Below are 17,940 nucleotides of genomic sequence, written 5' to 3'. Positions count from 1 at the left end.
TTGTTCACCACTAATATAGAGAAGGATGACAGCTAAGGAAATCAGACAGGCATACTTAAAATTTTTTGAATCAAAACAACATCATATTGTTCCGTCTGCACCAATTGTAGTAAAGAATGACCCTACATTGATGTTTACCAATGCGGGAATGAACCAGTTTAAGGATTTGTTTCTGGGTGAAGCACCGATCAAATATCCACGCGTAACAGATACACAACGCTGTTTACGTGTTTCCGGTAAACACAATGACCTGGAAGAGGTGGGTATTGATACCTATCACCATACCATGTTTGAGATGTTAGGAAACTGGAGCTTTGGAGATTACTTTAAAAAAGAAGCCATTTCCTGGAGCTGGGAACTTTTAACAGAAGTATACAAAATCCCTAAGGAAAAATTATATGTGTCTATCTTCGAGGGAGATGAGAAAGAAGGTTTGCCGAGAGATACGGAAGCTTATGACCTTTGGAAACAATTTGTTCCGGAAGACCGCATCATATTAGGAAATAAAAAAGACAACTTCTGGGAAATGGGTGATATGGGACCTTGTGGTCCTTGTTCAGAGATCCATGTGGATTGCCGATCAGCAGAAGAGCGTGCCGCAGTAAGCGGAAAAGACCTTGTTAATGCAGACCATCCTCAGGTAATTGAGATTTGGAACAATGTATTTATGCAGTTCAACCGTCTTAAAGATGGTTCATTGCAGCCATTGCCAGCACAACACGTAGATACCGGAATGGGTTTTGAACGTTTGGTACGTGTGTTACAAGAGAAATCTTCTAACTATGATACGGATGTTTTCCAGCCAATGATTCAGTTTATTGCTGAACATTCTGGTGTTGTTTATGGTACTGATGAGAAAACCGACATCGCTATGCGTGTGATGGCAGATCATATCCGTGCGATATCTTTTGTAATCGCGGATGGTCAGTTACCTTCTAATAATAAGGCTGGTTATGTGATCCGTCGTATTCTTCGTCGTGCAGTAAGATATGCTTATACTTTCTTAAACTTAAAAGAACCATTTTTAAACCAGTTGGTGCCAGTTTTAGCCAATCAGTTTAAAGGTGTTTTTGATGAGCTTTTCTTACAACAGGATTTCGTACAGAAAGTAGTATTGGAAGAAGAAGTTTCCTTTCTGAGAACTTTGGCTACAGGAATTCAACGTTTTGAAGCCTATACCAAGAAACAAGGGGAGTTTTTGATGTCTGAAAATGCCATTGATACGGAAAAATCATTTGATGATAACTGGGTATATAGCATCTTAAAAGACCAGATGGTGATTTCCGGAGAATTCGCTTTCGAGCTGAATGATACTTATGGATTTCCTATTGATTTAACGGAATTGATGGCCAGAGAAAAGCGCTGGACTGTTGATATGGATGAATATAATAAAGCTTTAACCTTACAGAAAGAAAGATCAAGAGCAGCAACGGCAGTAGATACCGGCGACTGGATCATGGTAAATTCTGATCTGGAAACGGAGTTTGTAGGTTATGATGATTTTGAAGTCGAAACGAAAATTATAAAATACCGTAAAGTTTCTGCAAAAGGGAAAGAGCAATACCAGATTGTATTGAGCAAAACACCTTTCTATGCGGAAAGCGGTGGACAAGTTGGTGATACCGGTAGATTGGAAGACCACAGTAGAATGTTCTTTGTAGAAGTTACGGATACGAAGAAAGAGAATGGGGTGATCGTTCATTATACGGATACTTTACCAGAAGATTTAGATGGTCTTTTCTGGGCAGTTATAGACGAAGACAAGCGTTTATTATCGCAGGATAACCATACGGCTACGCATTTACTACATGCCGCTTTAAAAAAGGTGCTTGGAAATCATGTGAACCAGAAAGGTTCCCTGGTAAATCCTGATTACTTACGTTTTGACTTTTCGCATTTCGCGAAAATCAGCGATGAGGATCTGGCACAGGTAGAGCATTTGGTGAATCAAAAGATCAGAGAAAATATTCCATTGAAAGAACAAAGAGATGTGCCTTACGAGCAGGCAATTTCTAGTGGTGTTACCGCTTTGTTCGGAGAAAAATATGGTGATTTTGTACGTGTTATTACTTTCGATGACCACTATTCAAAAGAACTTTGTGGTGGTACTCATGTAAAGGCAACCGGACAGATTGGATACTTCAAAATCATTTCTGAAAGTGCAGTGGCGGCAGGTGTGAGACGTATTGAAGCGATCACAGCGGATAAAGCTGAAGCTTTTATCTTAGAACAAAACAGAGAGCTTAATGAGCTGAGAACCTTATTGAAAGGGAATAAAGACCTTAAAGCTGCGGTTTCTTCTTTATTGGAAGAGAATGCAAAGCTGAAAAAGGAAGCGGAGAAAGCAGTAGGAGAGCAGAGTGCAAACTTAAAACATGAAATTGTTCATCACCTTAAAACCATTCATGGGGTAAATGTGATTGCAACGCATGTAGATCTTCCGAATGCGGATGCCGTGAAAAATCTGGCTTTCGCTGTGAAAGATTTAGTAGATGATCTGTTTTTAGTATTCACTACTTTGATCGATGACAAACCGGGGATTACGGTGATGCTTTCAGAAAATCTGATTAAAAGCAAAGGTTTGAATGCTTCAAACATTGTTAGAGAACTGGCTAAAGATATCCAGGGTGGTGGCGGTGGCCAGCCATTCTACGCTACCGCAGGTGGTAAGAACAAGGATGGTTTAGCTGCGGTTCTAACTAAAGTAGAAGCGTTAATTCCAGCATAAATAATATAAAGCAAAAAACTCCCTGCAAAGTACATCTACTATGCAGGGAGTTTTCTTATTTAATTACGGTTGTTAAGATCCTTTTTTCGGGGCAATTCCTTTATCTACATCTAATGTAAAAGCGGCTTCAGAGGCCTCAAATGCTTGTTTAAGTAAACCTATCGGAGGTTGTTCAATCTCTGTTGGTTTATCAAAATCTTCATCGAAGCCATTAGAATGAATGTCTTTCTGACTTTGCTGATCATCAGCTTCTGAATTTACAGCGTCATCGATGGGCACATTGTCTTCAGGGTTTTTTGGGATAGCCATAGTTGCATATTTAAGTATATATCCATAACAGCAGATTGTGCTCGCTTGTTTCAAATCAATCAAAGCAAAGTTTATTCGACCTATGCTTCCGGCCAGTGAAATACCAGGGGAAATCCATCAGGATCTCTAACATATAGAGCTTTATACCCATAAGAAGTACTGGCTGGCGCGGTTACATCCACACCATTAGATTGCAGATATTCATAAACGTGATCTAATTCCGAACAGCCAAAATGAATGGACATATCGTGCCGGTCCAGCCAGTCATGAGCAGTGGCAGGTTTCGGACATGTTTTTTCGCCTCTTGGTTCCAGCAGCAGTTCTATTCCATTCAGGCTCAATCTTGCCCATTTGAAATTATCCGGTCTTTCAGGGCTTTCAGAAGCTTCTACCAGATCGAAACCGAGTAAATCCCGGTAAAAACGTACTGATGTGGGCATATTGAAAACCGAAAGTAAAGGGGTAAATCCCTGAATTTTTATCGGTTTTACTGAAGTGGTCTCATTTGACATAAATTTCTCCTTTTTAACTGGTTAACAGATCATTCCATTAAGGTAATAGAATATTTGGAATCGACCAATAATTGGGGATATATATTATTGTTGCAATGTTTCCTAACCATTAACCCTTAGCTTTGTTCTGTACAAAAAGAACCGTGTTATGGAGATTAAGGAATTACAAGTCATTACCAGTCAGTTAGCAGAAACGGAAACGTTTTACAATCAGATATTAAATATTTCTACCCTGGAGAAAACCGAAAATAAAGTGTCTTTTATGTTGGGTAGCAGCAAACTTTCATTTGAAGTCACCACAGCAGTGCAACCCGTTTATCATATTGCGTTTGATATCCCAAAGAACCAATTGATGGAGGCTTACAAATGGTTAAAGCAACGAACTCCAGTGATTCCTTTAAGTCCGGAATCAGACTTTTCTAACTTCGAATTGTGGAATGCGAAATCCTTTTATTTCCATGATAATAATAAAAACCTGCTGGAATTCATTTGCCGTTACGACCTGGACAATGAATCTGACCTTCCGTTTGACGGCTCCTCTATATTGGCCATTACTGAAATCGGACTGGTGTCTGAGGATGTTGCCTTTTTAGCAGAAACGCTAATGGGTAAATACGACCTGGAGGTATATGAAAAGCAACCTGCGCAGGATAATTTTACGGTTTTGGGTGACGATCATGGTTTATTAATCCTGGTAAATCAGGATAGGGATTGGTATCCTACCACACAAAAGGCAAAATCATTTCCTATAAAAATGGTTTTCAATAATGGCACAGCGGAAGATCAGGAACTGAATATCTCCTGATTTTAGGTATTCATAGAAAGGGGGAGGGATACATAAAAAACAGTTCCCTCACCTTTTTGGCTTTCAAACCATATTTTTCCTCCCTGAGCCAAGGTGTATTCTTTGCAAAGGAATAATCCGAGGCCGATCCCTTTTTCATTGGCTGTGCCGAAAGTTGACTGTGCTTTCAGCGTAAATATTTCTGATTTATTTTCTTCGGGAATACCATTTCCGGTATCGCGGATGGCAATTAAACAATCTTTCCCATACCGGCTGGCGTTCAGTTCTATCAAACCATCTGAAGGGGTGAACTTGATTGCATTGCCAATGATGTTCCTGACAATCAGTTGCAGCATGTGTACATTGGAAAACAGCTCCAGGGAAGGGTCAATTTCAGCAGTAAGGGTGATCTGTTTTTCTTTTGATGCGGCTTTTTGAATCATAATTACAGAATCCAGTGCCTCATACAGCTTATTAACGCCCATTAATGCTTTTCCTTCGTTGAGCTCTGCGCGGGACCAGGAAAGCATATTGTCCAGCATTTCCTGTGTACCGCAGATGGCATTGCTCAACTTTTTATCCATCATTTCTTTCTCCTCTTTAGTCAGGATATCCATGCGAAAAAGTTCCATATAGCTTTGTATGGAAGCGAGTGGAGCGCGAAGGTCATGCGCAATGATAGAGAAGAATTTTGTCTTTTCATAGTTCATCCGTTCCAGTGCTGCGGTTTTCGCCTCCGCATCCTGCTTCTCTTTATAATAAGCAGTTTTAAGATAAAATAAGCCCATAAATGTGACCACAATCGTAATGATATAAGAGGAAGCGATGTCTGCAAAAACGGCCGCTCTATCCTTATAAGTATCCTGGATGAGACCTGGATTTTTGTACTCAAAGAATAGTAAACCTAAGCCTGTAGTCAGACAAAGAATAGACCAGAACCAGTACTGATTTCTGGGAGAAATGATCATAATCATAAAAAACGCGATGGACAAAGAGAGTAACGATGGTCCTTTTATCCCGTTATTTAAAAAATATATACTTCCTAAGGCCAGTAAAACCAGTAGGGAAGAGAGAATAATACTGTATCTGAACTTCTTTTTGAACCGGGAAAGGTAGTAGCTGAAAATCAATGCGAGCAGTACTCCGGCAAACAGCGCTGCAATTGTTTCCATGCCATTGTAATAATTAAAGGGCACATCGTACCCGATAATGAGGATAGCAAGTAGACAGATGGCATTAAAAACCTGATTTTCAAGTTTGAAATGTTCGCTTGGCCCGATAAGTAAATAAACCAGTCTTTTTAAGCCGTTGAGAATGTGGGTGATGCTTTCTGGAATCATTACCTAAAAATAAGCAAAGTAATTGATGTTGTAGAAAATAATAGCGCTATAGGGAATGATTTTGAATTAGGTAAAATTTAGCATTCGTGGTATGAGTCTTGTAAGGGGTAAAATATCACATTATGGAACAATTAGTTGTACTGCCTGCTGCCCTTTTAAAAACGTATGAAACAGTGCCTGGCTTATATTTGGTGCTTTCTCCTGAATTGACGGTGCTTACCGCCAGTGATGCTTATTTAGCTGCGCAAGGGCTAACCAGGGCAGACATCAAAGGACGTGATTTCTTAACACTTTTCCCCCAGGATCCGCTAACTCCATATGAATTGGGCTTCTCTGCCTCTCTTCAACGGGTTGTGGAAACCAGACAAGCACACCAGTTGCCATTATTGAGATTAGCGTTGCCGGATCCAAATGATAAAGGGAACGTCATTTCCAGATATTGGGATACGACACATACGCCATTCCTGGATGAAAATGGCTCCATCCAGTATATTATTCAGTACAGTTTTGACGTCAGCAATCTGATTTCAGAGCGCAAGAAAGTAGAGCAACGCGAGAAAAAAATTGTGGTCAGTGAAAAACACCTTGAATTTTTGCTGAATTCCATGCCTCAACAAGTTTGGACAGGTACCGCCCATGGCATCATCAGTTATGTGAATGAAATCTGTTGTCGTGATTTTGGATATACCCTAGCTGAATTGAGGGGGCTGGCCTGGCAGTCTTTCGTGCACCCGGATGACCTTCCTGCTTGTATCAGGGCATGGAGTTATGCCTTAGGTCAGAATTCTGAATATACCGTAGAATTTCGCCTTAGAATGGCCGACGGACAATATAAATGGTATTTAGGAAAGGCGATTCCACTGATAGAAAGTGGTGAACTGAAAATGTGGATGGGGACAAATACCAATATTGACGTTCAGAAATCAAATGAACAACGCAAAGATGAGTTTCTGGCTATCGCCAGTCATGAATTGAAAACCCCTTTAACCGCTATAAAAGCCTTTAATCAATTGATGAAAAGGACGAGTGATGCAGAGAAATTACATGGTTTTGTGGAGAAATCTGCGAGTAATATTTTTCGTTTGGAGCAGCTGATCGCAGATTTACTGGACGTCACGAAGATCAATTCCGGCAACATGATCTTTGAAAAATCGGAGTTCAATTTCCATGAAATTATGCAACGTGCGGTGGATACGGTTCAGGCAGTGTCTCCGGATCATGTATTGCTTTTGGAGGACAGTATAACTGTTCAGTACCATGGAGACTTGCTGAGAATCGAGCAGTTGCTGATTAACTTCTTAACCAATGCGGTGAAATATTCTCCGAATGGAGGTAAAGTACTGGTGAATGGAAGGATTCAGTTGGATAATATCGTGGTTTCTGTACAGGATTTTGGAATAGGCATTGCTGATTTTGAAATGGAGCGGTTATTTGAGCGATATTACCGGGTGGATAACGAGGAGCTACGTTATGAAGGTCTTGGTCTGGGACTGTTTATCTGTTCAGAAATATTGAAAGCACATCAGGGCAGCTTCTGGGTTGAAAGTGAGTTGGATGCTGGTTCTACCTTTTATTTCAGGCTTCCTTTAAAGGAATATGAAGCAGCCGACTGTCAGGTCGAAAAACATCATTATTATAAAGATGATACCGTAACTGTTACCTATAACAAAGTACATCATCGTATAGATGCTTATTGGACAGGTTTTAACAACAAAGAAACCGTACAACATGGGGCGATGGTGATGTTGGCCATGTTAAGAGCGAATGCCTGTACTAAGATATTAAATGACAACAGCGGGGTAATCGGCTCCTGGTCTTATGCTTCAGAATGGGTGGGAGAAATCTGGTTTCCGATGGTAGAAAGAGCTGGGCTAACCCATTTTGCCTGGATTAATTCCCCTGATCTTTTTTGTCGGTTTTCTGCGAAAAAGGCTGTAGAGCTTGCCAATGTTGAGGTGGTCATTCAGTTTTTTGAAGAGATCCAGTCTGGAGAAGACTGGATCAATAGTCAATAATTTATTCTGCGGCCAGGCTTGGTCGCTGTACTGAAACGTGTCTTTTGGTATAAGAGGCCAGCCAGATTAATGCGCCAATCGCATAAATACACAAGACCAGAATAGCCGTTGTACTTACTGAATTGCCGGTGTCATGACTGCTGATAAATAAGGAAAGGATCGATAGTCCGATGCCCCCGCCCAGAAAATAAGAGGTTGAAGCCAGACTGGATGCAAGTCCGTAATGCTGTGGCGGAATACCTTGCACCGAAATCACTGATAAACTGGTATAGCAGATCGTCATACCCAATCCGGATACACAAAATGCAGAACACAATAGCAAAATAAAATTATGGTCTATCAGGACAGAGGCGAGTAAAAACCCTGCGCCACCTACCATTAAAGACATTCCAAAAACACCTGTTTGCCATACATTGAGCCTTCTCATTAAAGGAGGAAGTGCAAATTTTGCAAACAGGGCAGAAATAATACTGAATGGAACCAGGGTGACACCTGCTTTTGCGGCAGTGAAACTCATGTCTTTTTGTATCAATAAAGAAAGTAAAAACATATATCCCGTGAAATAGGCGCCTAGTAAAAAGAAGACCCCAATACCCGTTGTAGTTGCTTTAGAACGGAATAAGGAAACTTCTATTAAAGGTTCCTGTTGAGATTTTAAGCGGTGTTGGATGATTTTAAAGCCGGCAATAACCGCGATGGTCAGACCGATCAGCATCATATAATGTTCGCGGATTCTACCCAGCTCATGAACACCATAACTCAGCATCAGCAATACTAATACCAATAAGATACCGGATAATAAGTCTGGTCTGGATTTCGATTTCTTTAAGTCGTCCGGAGCAAGGTAATACCAGGCAAGGCCGATAATGACAAATAATACAGGTACGTTGATAAAGAAAATCCAATGCCAACCCCAGAATGTGGTGATGATACCACCTAATGCGAGGCCACTACCAGATCCGATAGCGGCAAATGAACTGAAAATACCGATGGCTTTTGCACGTTCACGGGGTTCTGTAAAAGTATGGGTTACAATAGAAAAGGCGGAGGGCATAATCAATGCGGCGCCAATTCCCTGCGCGGCACGGAAAAAAGCCAGCATTTCGAAAGAGCTGGAAAGACCGGCACCTAAAGAGGTGATCAGGAAAAGTGCAGAGCCGGCAAGAAAGATGTTTTTCTTTCCGATAAGGTCGGATAATTTACCTCCAATTATTAAAAATCCCCCGTACAACAACACGTAGAGTGTTTGTAACCATTGTACCTTATCACTGCTGAGTCCGTAATCTGATTGTATGGATGGAATGGCAAGGTTAACAATGGCAATATCCAGTGCTTCTATAAAAATACCAATAGAAGCGATGGCAAGGATGAGGTTTTTTCTTTGAGTCATAAAAGTGATGGAGGAAATTTTCCTTACAAAGGTAACTTTCGTAACACAGACTAAAAATAAGTTCTGCTTATTTAGAACAAATGAGTATTATTTCCTAATTTAACAGAACAAATGCGTTATTGATCTTAGATATGGCTCCCCAAACAGAACAAGTCCGCCAGGCAGCACTGGTTTTAGATGATAAAGATTATGAAATTATGCGCTTATTGCAGGAGAATGCGAAGCTTACTATCCGTGAAATCGCGTCTCAAGTGCATTTAAGTCCAACCCCCGTGCATGAAAGGATCAAAAGAATGGAGCGGGAAGGGGTAATCAGGAAGTATGTGGCTTTGCTGGATAACCGGAAAATCAATAAGGGTATTATTGTGATTGTACAGATCTCGCTGAAGGTTCACAATAAAAAAGCAGCTCAGGAATTTATTGATGCGGTATTGGCTTTTAAAGAGGTGACGGAATGTTATAATATATCCGGAGATTTTGACTTTATGCTGAAAATTGTCACGGAAAGCATGGAAAGTTTTCATTCTTTCTCCATGAATAAGCTGAGTGAAATTCCGGGGATTGCCCAGACGAAGAGTATTTTTGTGATGGATACCATTAAAGATACCCATCATTTGTTGTAAAAAACAACCTTTACTCGTAATGTAAGGCTTCTATAGGATCCAGTCTGGAGGCTTTTAGTGCCGGATAATAGCCGAAAAATATGCCGGTCAGGGCGCAAACCAGAAATGAAATAACAATGGAAGACTGTGAAATTACGGTTGGCCAGTTGAGCATTGACGGAATGACAATGGCTGCGGTTATGCCGAGTAGCACGCCGATGATGCCGCCGGTAATACTAATCATGACTGCTTCGATTAAAAATTGAAGTAAAATATCTACCCCACGGGCGCCAATAGACATCCGGAGTCCGATTTCCCTGGTGCGCTCCGTTACCGATACATACATGATGTTCATGATGCCAATCCCTCCGATTAAAAGGGAAATACTGGCAACGGCGGTTAGTAAAGCGGTAAGCATACTGCTGGTGGAGTTCATCATGGTCATCAGCTCTGCCTGGGTACGCACCTGAAAATCGTTATCCTGGTTGTCGCGCAGATGGTGTGTTTCCCTTAAAATGGTCGTAATTTCAGCAACTGCAGCATCAGAAGCAGCTTCTGTAACCGCTGAGGCATAGATACTGTTGAAATAGATGGTAGATAAGATTCTTTTCTGTACTGTGGTATAAGGAGCAATGATGATGTCGTCCTGATCTTGTCCGAAGTTACTGGTTCCTTTTGGAACCAAAACGCCAATCACCTGGAGAGGCGTTTTGCCAAACCGGATCACTTTCCCAATCGGGTCATCCCCGTTAGGAAAGAGGTTGTCGACCACCGTTTTACCTAATAGACATACTTTTGCGTAAGATCGTACATCCTGATCTGAAAATATAATCCCTTCTTTGACCACTACTTTTCTAATTTCCAGGTAATCCGGGCTTACGCCCTGGATGGAAGTAGGCCAGTTGTTTGCGCCACTGATCGCTTGTCCGCTGGAAGAAGCCAATGGAGAAATCAGGGCAACATCAGCTGCGTTTTTTAAGGCCTCTACATCTTTAATGGTCAGTGTTTTAAGGCTGCTTCCCATTGCTCTTGCTCCGCCAGGTTCATTGCTGTAAGGTTGAATGGTGATCATATTGGAACCCATACTGGCCAGTGAAGCATTGATACTTTGTTTAGAACCTTCACCGATAGACATCATGGTAATCACAGAAGCAACACCAATGATGATGCCCAACATGGTCAACAGGGCGCGTAATTTATTGCGTTGTAATGCCCTTATAGCAAGTTTGATGAGGTTTAGGATTTTCATTTGCTTATCATTTAATAATCATCAGAATCGGGTAGTTCGGCTAAAGCGGCTTTCGCGGAACGTGGATTTGGATTGACCGTGTCTTTTTGTACACGGCCATCTTTTAACATTACAGTCCGACTGGTAAATGCAGCGATATCAGGCTCATGGGTTACAAATACAATGGTTTTACCATTTTGATTGAGTTCCTGCATCAGCGACATGATCTCATAAGAGGTTCGGGTGTCGAGGTTTCCTGTGGCCTCATCCGCCAGGATCATGACCGGTTCATTAACGAGTGCTCTGGCAATGGCAACCCTTTGTTGTTGCCCGCCGGAAAGCTGATTTGGCGTATGGTCAAAACGGCCGTCTAATTTTACTGCTTGCAATGCTGCGATAGCTCTTTCGTGACGCTCTTTAGTACTGATCGTTGGATTATACAATAAGGGAAGTTCTACATTTTCTAAAGCGGTGGTTCTGGGTAGCAGGTTATAGGCTTGAAATACAAAGCCAATCTTCGTGTTTCTCATTTTTGCTAGTTCATCCCTACTGAGCGCTTTAACGTTTACGCCATCTAAGATATAACTGCCTTCGGTGGGTTTATCCAGACAACCGAGCATGTTTAATAAGGTGGTTTTGCCCGAACCGCTACTGCCCATAATGGTCAGGAATTCTCCTGCATTCACATCAAATGAAACTCCTTTGAGGGCACGAACGATTTGATCACCCATGATAAATTCCCGTTTTACGTTCTGGATTTCCAGGATCTTTTTGCCGGTCATCGTCTACCTCCTCTTTTTGGCATAAAGGGACTGCTTGCTGCGGCTGCCGGAGCTGTGGAAGTAAGCCCGTTTGTTCCGGTAACCACGACCTCATTTTCGGAAAGTCCGGATAATACCTGTACTTGTGTATTGTCATTCAGACCAGTCTTGATTTTCTTTTGAATCAGCTTATTTCCTTCCAACACCCATACATAGGCGGTAGGGTTGGCTACAACGTCTCCGTCGGTAGGTTTAGGGGATTTACCCTGACGATTTCCTTTTCCGGCACTTCCTTGTCGGGAACCTCTTTCTCCTCTGCCGCCTTTTTTATGTCCGGGGTCAGGAATGATTTCATACTGTTTGGAAAGGGATGAATCCGGTTGGAATTTTAAAGCTTGCGCAGAAACGAGCAAGGCATTGTTTACTTCTTTGGTAAAGATCACAATATTGGCAGTCATTCCGGGTTTTAGCTTCTTATCGTCATTGGGCGCATCGATTAAAGTGGCATAGGTGACTACGTTGGAAGAGATGGAAGGTTGTAACCGGATCTCTTTAACGGTGCCATTAAACGTATCGTCAATAAAAGCATCTACAGTAAAAGTGGAGCGCTGACCTGTTTTTACATTTCCGATATCGGCTTCATCCACTTTGGCCTGCACCTGCATTTTAGTGATGTCTTTGGCGATGGTGAACAGGGTAGGTGTGCTAAAACTAGCGGCAACAGTCTGACCAATGCTAACACTTCTGCTCAGGACTACACCATCAATCGGAGAATAAATCTGTGTAAAAGAGAGGTTCCGCTCTGCGGCTCTTAACTGTGCCTGTACATTACTGACGTTGGCTTTTGCGACTTGCAACGTGTTTAAAGCCAGGTCGTAATCCGCCTTGCTAATAGACCCGGTCTGAAACAGTTGTTTCTGGCGGTCGAAATTAGCCTCCTGATAATTCCGGTTACTCTGTGCCTGTACCAGGCTGGCTTTTGCCTGATCTACGGTAGATTGAATCAGGGTTTTATCCAGCTCCGCCAGCAGTTCTCCCTTTTTAACGGTAGAATTGAAATCGGCATAAAGGGCAGAAATGGTTCCTGAAACCTGTGTACCAACGGTTACGGTATCTACAGGCTGAACAGTTCCTGTAGCCGTTACATTGGTCGATATGGCGCCAATAACCGGTTTTTCTGTGCTGAGGGTTACTTTTTGCTCTTTGCTCCTTAAAAAGAAATACCAGATACCGAATAACACGATGACGCAGGCAAGGATGATGAATATTTTTTTCGGTTTCATGGTTATAGTTTTATAGGTGTTCCAAGGTAGAATTCATAGATTTTGGCAGCGAGCAGCGCGTTATACTTGGCTTGTATATAGGCTTGCATGGCCTGTATATACAGGTTTCTCTGCTGATAAAAGTCGACGATATTAGCCGCGCCGATCTTTAATTCCTGATTCGCAATGCGATAAATTTCGGTGTTGTATTTCAATTGCTCAGTTGCGGCAACCAATTGGTTTTTGCTGTTTTCGGCAGTGATGAGCGCTTTTTCTGTGGTCAGGGCTAAGGTAGTCCGGGTGTTTTCGAGCGTTAACCGGGATTGTTCCAGGTCTATCCGCGCCTTCGCTACATTGGTTTTGTTGATCCTGTTGGTGAAAATTGGGACAGAAAGGGTTAATCCAGCCTGCTGATTGAAGTTGTTATTGATCTGTTTGAATACGTTGTAATTTGGGTCGTTTGCATAATTGGAACCAATTCCAGCACCTAAAGTCAGACTGGGTAAGAATCCGGATTTAGCTTTACTGAGGTTGAGGTCGGAAATCCGGATGCCCAGTTCCGCGTTTTTAACCTCAGGGCGATTTTGCAACGCATATTGCTGTACTGTTGCCAGATCAGGGATATTTTGGTTGCCAATGATGGTATCCGGTTTTACAATGTCAAATTCCCTGCTTTCGGGAAGTTGGAGCAATTGTTTTAAGGTGATTTTATCCTGGCGTTCTGCGTTTTGTGAAGCGGTTAAGTTGTAATTATCCGTAGCCAGCTGTGCTTCAAACTGTACCACTTCTTTTTGTGCGGCAGCGCCTACTTTGAACCGGTTTCTGGATTGCCCCAGCTGCGCTTCGGAGGTTTTTACCAGGTCCTGATTGTACACAATACTTTCCTTATCCACCAGAATGTTGAGGTAGGCCTGTGTGATCTGTAAGGTAATGTCGTTCTCCGTTTCGAGCACACTGAGTCCGGCAGATTGTACAGAAAGTTCTTTTTGTTTGATGTCGGTCTTTAAGTAACCTCCTTTGTATAAAGTCCAGGAAGAGTTTAGCCCATAAGAACCCGAAGTATTGATCGCGTTGCTCCCCGTTGTTTGTGTCACATTATAATGGTTAAACGATTGGGAGGCGGAGCCGTAAAGATTGGGTAATACCGCAGATTTAGCTTGTAGCTGATCTTCTACCGCGCTTTTTTTGTTGAGAATCAGACTTCTTACCTGGATGTTGTTGGTTTTGGCATATTGTAAACAACTGGCCAGATCCCATACCGGAGGGATAACTTTCAACGCAGCGTTTTGAAGGGCAGTGCTGTCCTGTGCATATCCTTGAATACCAGGGATGCTGAGGCAGGAGAGGAGCAGGATTTTTAAAGTTAATCGTGACATAGGATGCGTTTAAACTGCTAATAACACCCAAATCAACGCTTCTTTGCGCGTTATAAAAAACAGAATAGACGGAGCGGGAAAACACGTCGACGAATGAGCCGAATACGCCGACGGCAATATTTGGACTTTATTTTCCCCTTTCAGTACCTTGTGCTATCGAATTTGTACCTAATCCTGAAGACGATGGTTTCTTTAAAAAGCCGTTCCTATATTACCGTGTTACTGCATTTTTTGCTTTGGGGATTGTTTGCCTTTATTTTACTGTTTTATCATCCTTTGTCCTGGAATATTCGGCTGCCTTTGCAGTTTTGGATTAAACAGGGACTGGTGCTGGTGATTCTAATGGTAGTTTTCTACCTGAATAGTTATGTATTGGTGCCCCGGTTATTGCTCAGGAACAAAAACATCCTGTTCATTGTCATCGTGCTGGCCATTGCTTTACTCGCCGGCCCTTTGGTAAAAGCTCTCGAAAATATACTACACCTGCCCTTATTGATGGAGCAGGCCGTCCGTAAGGTGGGCATTCCCCGTTTGCCGAAAAGGGATGATGGCGTAGATCTTTTTTTAGTGATGATGATCCTCCTGATTGTGGGGATCAGTACCAGTTTAACGTTGATTCAGAAGTGGCAGGCCGATAAACAACTAAGAGAACTTTTAGAGAAAGAAAAGATCAGCTCGGAGCTTTCCTTTTTAAAGGCACAGATCAATCCTCATTTCTTTTTCAATACGCTGAATAATATCTATGCACTCAGCCATGTTGATGTGGAAGCTTCGCGAAAAGCGCTGCATAAATTGTCAAGGATGATGCGCTACCTGTTGTATGAGACGCAGCAAGGGATTACGCCTTTAAGTAAAGAGCTTTCTTTTATCAGTGATTATATTGAATTGATGCGGCTTCGCCTGACTGATACTGTGAAAATCTCTTTTGAAAAGCCGGTGTTGAATGAAGAGCTGATGGTCGCACCTATGTTGTTCCTTCCTTACATAGAGAATGCTTTCAAACACGGCATCAGTACGCTTTCTCCTTCGGAGATTCGCATTGCGATTAAAATGAATGGCCAGCGCTTAGAGATGACTGTTGAAAACTCCATTTTTAAGGAACAGGGGGCTTTGGCAGATCCTTATGGCGGAATTGGATTAGCCAACACAAAAAGACGGTTAGATTTGTTGTATCCAGAAAAATACACCTTTTCAGCTGCGAAGTCTGAACCTGGCAATGTCTTTATCGTTCATTTAACACTAATTCTTGATGGTACTGAAATGTATAGCAGTTGATGATGAGCCGCTGGCCTTAGGGTTGGTTTGTGGTTTTATCGAACAAACGCCTTTTCTGGAGCTTAAAGGTTTCTTTTCCGGAGGGTTGAAAGCATTGGAAATGGTGCATCATGAGCAGGTTGATCTCATTTTTCTGGACATTCAGATGCCTGATCTCAATGGAATTCAGGTGGCTCGTCTCTTAGATCATCAGCCAGGCGGTACCGGACCAAGGGTGATTTTTACCACCGCCTTTAATAATTTTGCTTTGGATGGCTATAAAGTAGATGCACTGGATTACCTCCTGAAACCTTTTGATTACGAAGAGTTTTTAACCGCAGCCCATAAAGCACGGAATTATGCTGAAATGAAAGCTCCAGTTAAATCCCTGGAGGAACCAGGTGATGCCTTTATCTTTTTGAAAGTGGAATACCAGTTGGTTAGGGTGGCGGTGAAAGACATTCTTTATATCGAAGGACTGAAAGATTATGTGAAGGTATACCTGAAAAATAATGACAGGCCGATACTCAGTTTAACTAGTCTTAAAGACCTGGAAGTTAAGCTTGCTCCTAAAGATTTTATGCGGGTTCACCGCTCTTTTATTGTTTCGCTGGAGCAGATTACTGCGGTTACTAAAAACACCTTATTTATCGGAGACCGGATGATTTCGCTTTCCGAACAACACAAGGAGGCTTTTAATACTTACCTCAGAAAATGGCTTTAAAGGAGATCCGATCCAGCTAAAATGACATTCCTTAGGCAATTCCCTTATTGTGTCCCTTGGAATTATAATCCATGGATGTTAATTTTGTGTCAGCTACTGATAGCGCCTCTAAAACCAATACGTATGAAGATAGAAGAAGAATTAAAACATCAATTTGTAACTCCTCAACAGCGGGCAGCAACAAATATCATTTTTACTTCAAACTGGATTCTCAATAAGATTGCAGTTGCTTTAAAACCGACGGGTTTATCACTACAGCAGTTTAATGTGTTGAGTATTTTACATGGTCAGGAGGGACAAACGGCTACCGTTAACCTGATCAAAGATCGTTTGATAGACCGCATGCCCAATGTATCCAGATTACTCAATAAATTGATGGATAAAGGACTAATTGTAAAAGAACGAAACTTATCTGATCAACGTGTGGTATACGTTAAGCTAAGTCCGGAAGGGCTGAAGCTGAAAATGGAGGCCAGAGCGATTATCGACCAGGGGGTGCTTGACCTTGGTAATGAAGATGCTGACCTGTTAAATGGTCTTCTGGAAAAATTAAGAAAATAAAATTGTAAAGAAAATGGCTATGAATAAAGTAATTCTGTTGAACGCAAGGCCGGTAGGAAAACCGGTATTAAGTGATTTTAAATTTATAGAAGAAGCAATGCCAGTGGCGAATGAAGGCCAGGTATTACTGAAAACAAAATATGTTTCTGTAGACCCGTATTTAAGAGGAAGAATGAATGATTCGGAATCTTATATCCCACCTTTTGAGTTGGGTAAACCGATGGGTTCAGGTGTGGTTGCAGAAGTAATAGAGAGTAAATTACCAGGTTTTGAAAAAGGAGATTTCGTTTCCGGAAACCTGGAATGGAAAGAATACCAGAGTCATGATGGAAAAGGCTTGCTTAAAGTTGATCCTAAGGCGGCAGATTTAAGTGCTTACCTGGGGATTCTGGGCATGACCGGGTTAACTGCTTATTGTGGTTTATTAGAAATCGGGAAGCCAAAAGCAGGGGAAACCATCGTTGTTTCTGGTGCTGCGGGTGCTGTTGGAACAATAGTTGGCCAGATTGGTAAGATTTTAGGTTGCAGAGTGGTTGGAATTGCAGGTACGGATGAGAAGGTAGAAATGCTGAAATCTAAGTTCCACTTTGATGAAGCCATCAATTATAAAACAACTAAAGACCTGAAAGCTGCCGTAAAAGCCGCTTGTCCGGATGGCGTAGATGTGTATTTTGATAATGTGGGTGCAGCGATTTCTGATGCAGTACTTGCCAATATCAACAGGTATGCACGTATCCCGGTTTGTGGTGCAATATCACTGTATAATGCTACGGCACCAGATTTAGGACCACGTATCCAGCCAACTATGGTGATCAAAAGTGCGTTAATGCAAGGCTTTATTGTATCTGCATTTGCCGATAAGTTTCCTGAGGCCATTGGACAGATGAGTACCTGGTTAAAAGAAGGTAAATTGAGCTATGCAGAAACGGTAGTAAATGGTTTTGATCAGATCCCACAAGCCTTTATGGATCTTTTTGAAGGTAAAAATGAAGGTAAAATGATCGTTAAGGTTTAACCCTGGGATCGAATCGCTAACCGAAAGATAAAACTCAAATGACAGCTGTTAGCTATAACAGCTGTCAAATTTTAATTAT

At 41.9% G+C, this 17,940-nt stretch carries 16 protein-coding genes; 8 read left to right on the top strand and 8 right to left on the bottom strand.

Features of this window, described 5'->3' with window-relative positions; translation table 11 throughout:
* The first annotated feature begins 25 nt into the window (after positions 1-25).
* Entirely contained in the window at positions 26-2,728 is a 2,703-nt protein-coding gene (alaS, locus tag R2Q66_RS17080; RefSeq protein ID WP_316751207.1) for an alanine--tRNA ligase, read from the top strand.
* Positions 2,729-2,800: 72 nt separating this feature from the next.
* Here alaS and R2Q66_RS17075 read toward each other — a convergent pair whose 3' ends face one another.
* Both R2Q66_RS17075 and R2Q66_RS17070 read right to left on the bottom strand, forming a co-directional pair.
* Positions 2,801-3,037, bottom strand: a complete 237-nt coding sequence (locus tag R2Q66_RS17075) for a hypothetical protein (RefSeq protein ID WP_316751205.1) — start codon at positions 3,035-3,037, stop codon at positions 2,801-2,803.
* A gap of 80 nt (positions 3,038-3,117) precedes the next feature.
* Positions 3,118-3,549, bottom strand: coding sequence for a VOC family protein (locus R2Q66_RS17070; RefSeq protein ID WP_316751203.1), 432 nt, complete (start codon positions 3,547-3,549; stop codon positions 3,118-3,120).
* Positions 3,550-3,697: 148 nt separating this feature from the next.
* On the opposite strand from R2Q66_RS17070, the gene R2Q66_RS17065 reads away from it, so the two are divergent.
* The gene (locus R2Q66_RS17065) at positions 3,698-4,354 is read left to right on the top strand and encodes a hypothetical protein (protein WP_316751201.1); all 657 of its coding nucleotides are present in this window, start codon (positions 3,698-3,700) and stop codon (positions 4,352-4,354) included.
* Between the two features lie 2 nt (positions 4,355-4,356).
* Here R2Q66_RS17065 and R2Q66_RS17060 read toward each other — a convergent pair whose 3' ends face one another.
* The gene (locus R2Q66_RS17060) at positions 4,357-5,673 is read right to left on the bottom strand and encodes a HAMP domain-containing sensor histidine kinase (protein ID WP_316751198.1); all 1,317 of its coding nucleotides are present in this window, start codon (positions 5,671-5,673) and stop codon (positions 4,357-4,359) included.
* A 122-nt stretch (positions 5,674-5,795) separates the two neighbouring features.
* Between R2Q66_RS17060 and R2Q66_RS17055 the strand changes: the two genes are divergently transcribed.
* The gene (locus R2Q66_RS17055; protein ID WP_316751196.1) at positions 5,796-7,688 is read left to right on the top strand and encodes an ATP-binding protein; all 1,893 of its coding nucleotides are present in this window, start codon (positions 5,796-5,798) and stop codon (positions 7,686-7,688) included.
* A 1-nt stretch (position 7,689) separates the two neighbouring features.
* On the opposite strand, the gene R2Q66_RS17050 is transcribed toward R2Q66_RS17055, so the two are convergent.
* Entirely contained in the window at positions 7,690-9,078 is a 1,389-nt protein-coding gene (locus R2Q66_RS17050) for an MFS transporter (RefSeq protein ID WP_316751194.1), read from the bottom strand.
* 131 nt (positions 9,079-9,209) lie between these two features.
* Between R2Q66_RS17050 and R2Q66_RS17045 the strand changes: the two genes are divergently transcribed.
* Positions 9,210-9,701 carry an Lrp/AsnC family transcriptional regulator gene (locus tag R2Q66_RS17045; protein ID WP_316751192.1) on the top strand — a complete coding sequence of 164 codons (492 nt, stop codon included), beginning with the start codon at positions 9,210-9,212 and terminating at the stop codon, positions 9,699-9,701.
* A 10-nt stretch (positions 9,702-9,711) separates the two neighbouring features.
* Here the strand turns inward: R2Q66_RS17045 and R2Q66_RS17040 are convergent, their stop codons facing one another.
* From R2Q66_RS17040 to R2Q66_RS17025, 4 genes are read right to left on the bottom strand one after another with little or no spacing between them, the layout of a single operon-like run.
* The gene (locus tag R2Q66_RS17040; RefSeq protein ID WP_316751190.1) at positions 9,712-10,929 is read right to left on the bottom strand and encodes an ABC transporter permease; all 1,218 of its coding nucleotides are present in this window, start codon (positions 10,927-10,929) and stop codon (positions 9,712-9,714) included.
* A gap of 11 nt (positions 10,930-10,940) precedes the next feature.
* The gene (locus tag R2Q66_RS17035) at positions 10,941-11,690 is read right to left on the bottom strand and encodes an ABC transporter ATP-binding protein (RefSeq protein ID WP_316751189.1); all 750 of its coding nucleotides are present in this window, start codon (positions 11,688-11,690) and stop codon (positions 10,941-10,943) included.
* A complete protein-coding gene (locus R2Q66_RS17030) occupies positions 11,687-12,952 on the bottom strand; it encodes an efflux RND transporter periplasmic adaptor subunit (RefSeq protein ID WP_316751186.1) in 1,266 nt (421 codons plus the stop codon). The genes R2Q66_RS17035 and R2Q66_RS17030 overlap by 4 nt, the downstream gene beginning before the upstream one ends.
* A 2-nt stretch (positions 12,953-12,954) precedes the next feature.
* Positions 12,955-14,307 (bottom strand): TolC family protein, encoded by a 1,353-nt coding sequence (locus R2Q66_RS17025; RefSeq protein WP_316751184.1) that lies wholly within the window; start codon positions 14,305-14,307, stop codon positions 12,955-12,957.
* A gap of 183 nt (positions 14,308-14,490) precedes the next feature.
* Between R2Q66_RS17025 and R2Q66_RS17020 the strand changes: the two genes are divergently transcribed.
* The 4 genes from R2Q66_RS17020 (at position 14,491) to R2Q66_RS17005 (ending at position 17,861) form a co-directional block, all read left to right on the top strand.
* Positions 14,491-15,582 carry a sensor histidine kinase gene (locus R2Q66_RS17020; RefSeq protein ID WP_316751181.1) on the top strand — a complete coding sequence of 364 codons (1,092 nt, stop codon included), beginning with the start codon at positions 14,491-14,493 and terminating at the stop codon, positions 15,580-15,582.
* On the top strand, positions 15,557-16,285 hold the full coding sequence (locus R2Q66_RS17015) for a LytTR family DNA-binding domain-containing protein (RefSeq protein ID WP_316751179.1): 729 nt from the start codon (positions 15,557-15,559) through the stop codon (positions 16,283-16,285). The genes R2Q66_RS17020 and R2Q66_RS17015 overlap by 26 nt, the downstream gene beginning before the upstream one ends.
* 123 nt (positions 16,286-16,408) lie before the next feature.
* Complete coding sequence (locus tag R2Q66_RS17010) at positions 16,409-16,846, top strand: MarR family winged helix-turn-helix transcriptional regulator (protein ID WP_316751177.1); 438 nt, start codon at positions 16,409-16,411, stop codon at positions 16,844-16,846.
* A 19-nt stretch (positions 16,847-16,865) separates the two neighbouring features.
* Positions 16,866-17,861, top strand: coding sequence for an NADP-dependent oxidoreductase (locus R2Q66_RS17005; RefSeq protein WP_316751175.1), 996 nt, complete (start codon positions 16,866-16,868; stop codon positions 17,859-17,861).
* Positions 17,862-17,940: the final 79 nt, after the last annotated feature.

This window comes from Pedobacter gandavensis (assembly GCF_032677645.1).
GTDB classification, from domain to species: Bacteria; Bacteroidota; Bacteroidia; order Sphingobacteriales; family Sphingobacteriaceae; genus Pedobacter; species Pedobacter gandavensis_A.
Note: the sequence above shows the minus strand (reverse complement) of the source record. Positions and strands in the feature narration are given on the sequence as shown.

Bases quoted from the DNA above. Each gene is read 5' to 3' on its own strand.
- alaS (WP_316751207.1), top strand. From the start codon at position 26: ATGACAGCTAAGGAAATCAGACAGGCATACTTAAAATTTTTTGAATCA.
- R2Q66_RS17075 (WP_316751205.1), bottom strand. From the start codon at position 3,037: ATGGCTATCCCAAAAAACCCTGAAGACAATGTGCCCATCGATGACGCT.
- R2Q66_RS17070 (WP_316751203.1), bottom strand. From the start codon at position 3,549: ATGTCAAATGAGACCACTTCAGTAAAACCGATAAAAATTCAGGGATTT.
- R2Q66_RS17065 (WP_316751201.1), top strand. From the start codon at position 3,698: ATGGAGATTAAGGAATTACAAGTCATTACCAGTCAGTTAGCAGAAACG.
- R2Q66_RS17060 (WP_316751198.1), bottom strand. From the start codon at position 5,673: ATGATTCCAGAAAGCATCACCCACATTCTCAACGGCTTAAAAAGACTG.
- R2Q66_RS17055 (WP_316751196.1), top strand. From the start codon at position 5,796: ATGGAACAATTAGTTGTACTGCCTGCTGCCCTTTTAAAAACGTATGAA.
- R2Q66_RS17050 (WP_316751194.1), bottom strand. From the start codon at position 9,078: ATGACTCAAAGAAAAAACCTCATCCTTGCCATCGCTTCTATTGGTATT.
- R2Q66_RS17045 (WP_316751192.1), top strand. From the start codon at position 9,210: ATGGCTCCCCAAACAGAACAAGTCCGCCAGGCAGCACTGGTTTTAGAT.
- R2Q66_RS17040 (WP_316751190.1), bottom strand. From the start codon at position 10,929: ATGAAAATCCTAAACCTCATCAAACTTGCTATAAGGGCATTACAACGC.
- R2Q66_RS17035 (WP_316751189.1), bottom strand. From the start codon at position 11,690: ATGACCGGCAAAAAGATCCTGGAAATCCAGAACGTAAAACGGGAATTT.
- R2Q66_RS17030 (WP_316751186.1), bottom strand. From the start codon at position 12,952: ATGAAACCGAAAAAAATATTCATCATCCTTGCCTGCGTCATCGTGTTA.
- R2Q66_RS17025 (WP_316751184.1), bottom strand. From the start codon at position 14,307: ATGTCACGATTAACTTTAAAAATCCTGCTCCTCTCCTGCCTCAGCATC.
- R2Q66_RS17020 (WP_316751181.1), top strand. From the start codon at position 14,491: ATGGTTTCTTTAAAAAGCCGTTCCTATATTACCGTGTTACTGCATTTT.
- R2Q66_RS17015 (WP_316751179.1), top strand. From the start codon at position 15,557: ATGGTACTGAAATGTATAGCAGTTGATGATGAGCCGCTGGCCTTAGGG.
- R2Q66_RS17010 (WP_316751177.1), top strand. From the start codon at position 16,409: ATGAAGATAGAAGAAGAATTAAAACATCAATTTGTAACTCCTCAACAG.
- R2Q66_RS17005 (WP_316751175.1), top strand. From the start codon at position 16,866: ATGAATAAAGTAATTCTGTTGAACGCAAGGCCGGTAGGAAAACCGGTA.